General features: G+C 69.2%; 2 protein-coding genes, 1 tRNA gene and 1 other RNA gene. 1 reads left to right on the top strand and 3 read right to left on the bottom strand.

The annotated features are described in order from the left end of the window. Positions 1–1,692 precede the first annotated feature (1,692 nt). The 3 genes from ABD908_RS26550 to ffs form a co-directional block, all read right to left on the bottom strand. Positions 1,693–2,970, bottom strand: coding sequence for a glycosyltransferase 87 family protein (locus ABD908_RS26550; RefSeq protein WP_345001782.1), 1,278 nt, complete (start codon positions 2,968–2,970; stop codon positions 1,693–1,695). A gap of 20 nt (positions 2,971–2,990) precedes the next feature. Continuing rightward, complete coding sequence (locus ABD908_RS26545; RefSeq protein WP_345001786.1) at positions 2,991–4,253, bottom strand: aspartate aminotransferase type Ic; 1,263 nt, start codon at positions 4,251–4,253, stop codon at positions 2,991–2,993. A gap of 46 nt (positions 4,254–4,299) precedes the next feature. Then, positions 4,300–4,394, bottom strand: an RNA gene (gene ffs / locus ABD908_RS26540) — signal recognition particle sRNA small type. A gap of 83 nt (positions 4,395–4,477) precedes the next feature. Between ffs and ABD908_RS26535 the strand changes: the two genes are divergently transcribed. Continuing rightward, a tRNA-Ser gene (locus ABD908_RS26535) sits at positions 4,478–4,563 on the top strand. Positions 4,564–4,990: the final 427 nt, after the last annotated feature.

Here is a 4,990-nt window from a genome sequence, read left to right as displayed (position 1 = left end):
GGGACTAGTGGTTGTCTTCCTAAGACCGCTTGGCCTCCGACTTCCCGCGGTGCGGGTGCCGCAGGCTCCGCGGGCACGGGGTCGGTGGCGCGTTCGTCCGCGCCGGCGGGACGGTGCATCACCGGCACGCCCTCGGGCGTCTGGTCCACCGGCGGCGATGCGGGCTCCGCCACGGGTTCCGGCTGCGGCGATGCGGGCTCCGCCACGGGTTCCGGCTGCGGCGGTGGCGCTGATTCGGCGGCCTGCGGCACCGGCGGCTCCGGTACCGGTCGGGTCGGCGGTACCGGTACCGGTACCGGCTCCTGCTCTGCCTGCTCTGCCTGCTGCGCCGGTTGCGCCGGGCGCTGGCTCGGCCGCACGAACCGCTGATCCCCCGCGGGGGCGTCCGAAGCGCCACCCGCGGGCGCGGGCGCACCGCCCGAGGCACCCACCGGCCGCCGCTCGAGCACCTCGACGCGTTGCAGGAGCGCGGCATGCGAGTCGTCGGCACCGGGAAGCAGCATGCGCGCGCACATCACCTCGAGGAGCAGCCGCGGCGATGTGGCGCCGCGCATCTCCGCGAGCGAGGCGTGCGTGACCTCGGCGCACCGCGTGAGGGTGCCGAGTCCCAGACGGGAAGCCTCCGAGCGCATCTGGTCGAGGACGTCTACCGGGACGTCGATGAGACCGCGGTCGGCGGCGTCGGGAACGGTGTTCAGCAGGATCAGGTCGCGTAGCCGCTCGAGCAGGTCCATCGCGAACCGGCGCGGGTCGTGGCCGGCGTCCATCACACGCTCGACCGCCCCGAACAACGCGGCACCGTCGGACTCGGCGAGCGCGTCGACGGCGGAGTCGATCAGCGCCACATCGGTGACCCCCAGCAGGCCGAGCGCACGCTGGTAGGTGACCCCCTCGGGACCCGCGCCGGCGAGCAGCTGGTCCATGATCGAGAGGGAGTCACGCGGCGAGCCGCCGCCCGCGCGGATCACCAGGGGGTAGACCGCCGGCTCGACGGGGACGCTCTCGGCGCCGCAGATGCGCTCGAGCAACGGCCGCATCACCGCGGGCGCCAGCAGGCGGAACGGGTAGTGGTGCGTACGCGACCGGATGGTGGTGAGCACCTTCTCGGGCTCGGTCGTGGCGAAGATGAAGATGAGGTGCTCGGGCGGCTCTTCGACGATCTTGAGCAGCGCATTGAAACCCTGCGGCGTCACCATGTGCGCCTCGTCGACGATGAACACGCGGTAGCGGGACTCGGCGGGCGCATAGAACGCACGGTCCCGCAGCTCACGGGCATCGTCGACGCCACCGTGCGACGCCGCGTCCATCTCCGTGACGTCGAGGTTGCCCGGCCCACCCGGCGCGAGCGCGATACAGGAGTTGCACACGCCGCACGGCGTGGACGTGGGCCCTTGCTCGCAGTTGAGCGAGCGGGCCAGGATGCGCGCCGACGAGGTCTTCCCACAGCCGCGCGGGCCCGAGAACAGGTAGGCGTGGTTGATCCGGCCCGAGTCGAGCGCGGTGCTCAGCGGCTCGGTGACGTGTTCCTGGCCCACGACCTCAGCGAACGTCGCGGGGCGGTACTTGCGGTAGAGAGCCACGGGCCAAGGCTACCGGGGAGCTACGACGGTGTCGGGCGGCCCCGTCGCTTCCGACTTCTGTCCCGGCCTGCGAGATTCCGGGACCGGATTCCCGCGCTTCGAGCGCAAAGGTTCAGCCGACGCGGCGGTCGTCGGAGAGCGCGAGCCAGAGCGCGCTCAGCACCGTCGTCACCGCGAAGATCCACACGTACACGCCGGAGTACAGCACCCGCAGCAGCCCCGGCGGCTCGGGTCGCAGGAAGATGCCGATCGCGAACACCTCATGGACCCACGGCACACCATCGGGCACGGCGCCGGGGAAGTAGCTGATCCAGATGAAGGTCGCCGCGACCAGCGCGAGTGGCGGGATCAGGTACGCCGCCCGCAGCAGCGGCCGTGACGTGGTCAGCGCCGGGGCCAGCAGCAGCACCAGCAGCGGGACGATCCACACCCAGTGGTGTCCCCACGAGAACGGCGACACGGCGGTCATGGTGAGACCGGCGAGGCAGATGCTCAGCAGAGTCTTCCCGCGGTGATACGCCAGTGCCGCGACCGCGAGCCCCACCAGGGCGGCGGGCACGGCGACGGCGAGCCACACCCCCGTCGACGGGGTCCGGGCGCCGGACAGGTATCCGATGAGTCCGTTGATCGACTGGTTCGACACGGCATCGGGCTGCCCCACGCGATTGGCGTCGATGAATGTGCCGGACCAGTACTGCCACGAGTCTGCCGGGATGGCGGCGAAGCCGACCGCAATCGTCACCACCAGTGCCACGACGGCGTTGCGCGCGGCCCGCCACTGCCGCGTCACCAGGAGGTAGGCGAGGAAGAAGATCGGCGTCAGTTTGATCCCGGCGGTGATGCCGACGCTGAACCCCTTCCACCGCGCGCCGGGCGGGCGCCCGAGGTCCCACAGCAGTAGGAGCATGAGGAAGATGTTGATCTGCCCGTACCACAGGGTGGTCCGCACCGGCTCGAGGCAGGACGCGACGAGCACGATGCACACCGCCGCCCACCAGACACGCCAGTCCCGACGGAAACCCATCAGCCGGAACGCGATCAGCACGCACGCAAGCAGAGCGGCGACCACGGCCACCGTCCACACCCAACGCATCACGTCCGGGGACATCCACGACAGCGGCACGAAGATCACCGCCGCGAACGGGGTGTAGGTGAACGGCAGGATGTCGTTCATCAGGGCACCGTCGTAGAGCCGCTGCGTGCGGTGCGTCACGATGTACCCGCCGAGGCGGTAGACCTGCGCGTCGACCTGGTTGTGCATCAGGCCCCACATGGGCGCGTCGATCGGCACACGCACGATCTGCTGCCAGACGGCCACCGCCGCGGCAGCGGTGAACAGCGCGAGAACCGCCCAGTGGCGGGGGAATTGCCGGATGGGGGCCTCCGCCACCGGGACCTCCTCGATCCGTGCTAGTGCCGCAAGAGCTTCTCGGCAGAGGCCAAGAGTACACAGGTCGCGAAGCCGTCCATCGCGGTCTCCAACTCGCTCAGGCCGGGGAACGACGGTGCCAGGCGGATGTTTCGGTCGTGTGGGTCGCGCCGGAGCGGGAACGTGGAGCCGGCGGCGGTCAGCGCGATCCCGGCGTCCGCCGCGAGTTCGACGGTGCGCGCGGCGGTTCCGTCGAGCACGTCGACGCTGATGAAGTAGCCGCCCTTGGGTTCGGTCCACGAAGCCACTTTCGGTCCGCCCAGCCGATCCTCGAGGATCTCGAGGACGCGGCGGAACTTCGGCGCGAGAAGCTCACGGTGGCGGCGCATGTGGGCGCGGACGCCGTCGGCGTCGCCGAAGAACCGGACGTGGCGCAGCTGGTTGACCTTGTCGGGCCCGATCGACGTGATCGCGTTGTGCCGCGCGTACCACATCAGGTTCTCGGTGGACGCGCCGAAGAAGCTGACCCCCGCGCCCGCGAAGGTGATCTTCGACGTGGATGCGAACACGTAGGGGCGGTTCGGGTGGCCGGCGTCGCGGGCCATGGAGAGGATGTCGTGGCTCGCCGGGGCGTCGCCTTCGAGCGGATGGACGGCGTACGCGTCGTCCCAGAACAGCCGGAAGTCCTTGGCCGCGGTGGGCATCGACACCAGCTCGCGCGTCACCTCCGCGGAGTAGACGGCGCCTGTGGGGTTGGAGAACTTGGGGACGGCCCACAGCCCCTTGATCGTGGGGTCGTCGGCGACGAGCCGTTTGACGACGGCGACATCCGGCCCATCCGGGTTGATCGGCACGGGGATCATGTCGAAGCCGAGGCTCTCCGTGATCGCGAAGTGCCGGTCGTAGCCGGGCGCGGGGCACAGGAATGTGGAGGTGCCGTCGGTAGGCCAGGGCGCGTCACCGTCGACGGTGCCGTGCAGCGCGGCGAAGGTGACGAGACGGTACATGATCTCGAGGCTGGCGTTGTTCTGCGCGACCAGGTTGTCGGCGGGGATGTCGAGCAACTCGCCGAAGATCGCGCGCAGCTCCGCCAATCCGGCGAGGCCACCGTAGTTGCGGGTGTCGGTGCCGTCGGCGGCCCGGAAATCTCCGTCGCCGGGCAGGGACAACAGCTCGTTGGACAGATCCAGCTGCTCGGGTGAGGGCTTACCGCGGGTGAGGTCCAGCTTCAGCCCGGCCGACTTGAGCTTCTCGTACCGAGCCTTCAGATCCGCGTGTACATCAGCGAGTTCCGCGGAGCTCATGGAGACGTACGTGGTCAATGCGCCACCTTCGGTACAGACGAGACATAAAAGGGGACTCCGCGCACCCGCCAGAGCCCGTTGACCCTTGCTGCGTTCCCGCCCTGGGGGAGTTCACAGGATGGACGCCGCGCGGAGTCCGGCGCTCACTATACCCACCCGCGCCACGAGCCGCCTCGGAGGTCGCGTTTTGGGTTTCACCCCCGCGATCGACTAGCATCCTGGGCGGAGGATTCGCCTAGTGGCCTATGGCGCTCGCCTGGAACGCGGGTTGGGTTAACAGCCCTCAGGGGTTCAAATCCCCTATCCTCCGCCGAAGAAACGGCCCGTGACCTGCACCGACAGGATCACGGGCCGTTTGTCGTCAACAGTCGCGTCAACGCGGTCCGGAAGCGGCCCGCACAGCTCAGCGTGCAGGCGTCCACCTGGCGGCGCCGACCACTCGTTGCCACCCTCCGGCAACTGTCGACCAAAGCCGACCTCACCACGGCGTCACCATATCCGCGGCGATCGGACATCCCACGTGTGCACGAGATGCGCAGCCCATAGTGTTGCCGGACGTGTAGCGCCACTACCGACCTCCGGCACAATCGGAGCTCGCTACACGGGGGCGCCCTGTGTGACAGGGTTAGGTGAGACAGTTCGATTCAGAGTTCATCACTACAGGGCGAGACTGGGGCACCGATATCGTGACCATGACCATCTCATCGACTCGGGACAGCGTCGATACTGGCCTGGTG

Origin of the sequence: Tsukamurella soli, from assembly GCF_039541155.1 — a bacterium.
GTDB lineage: Bacteria > Actinomycetota > Actinomycetes > Mycobacteriales > Mycobacteriaceae > Tsukamurella > Tsukamurella soli.
This window is presented reverse-complemented; position numbering and strand designations above follow the sequence as displayed.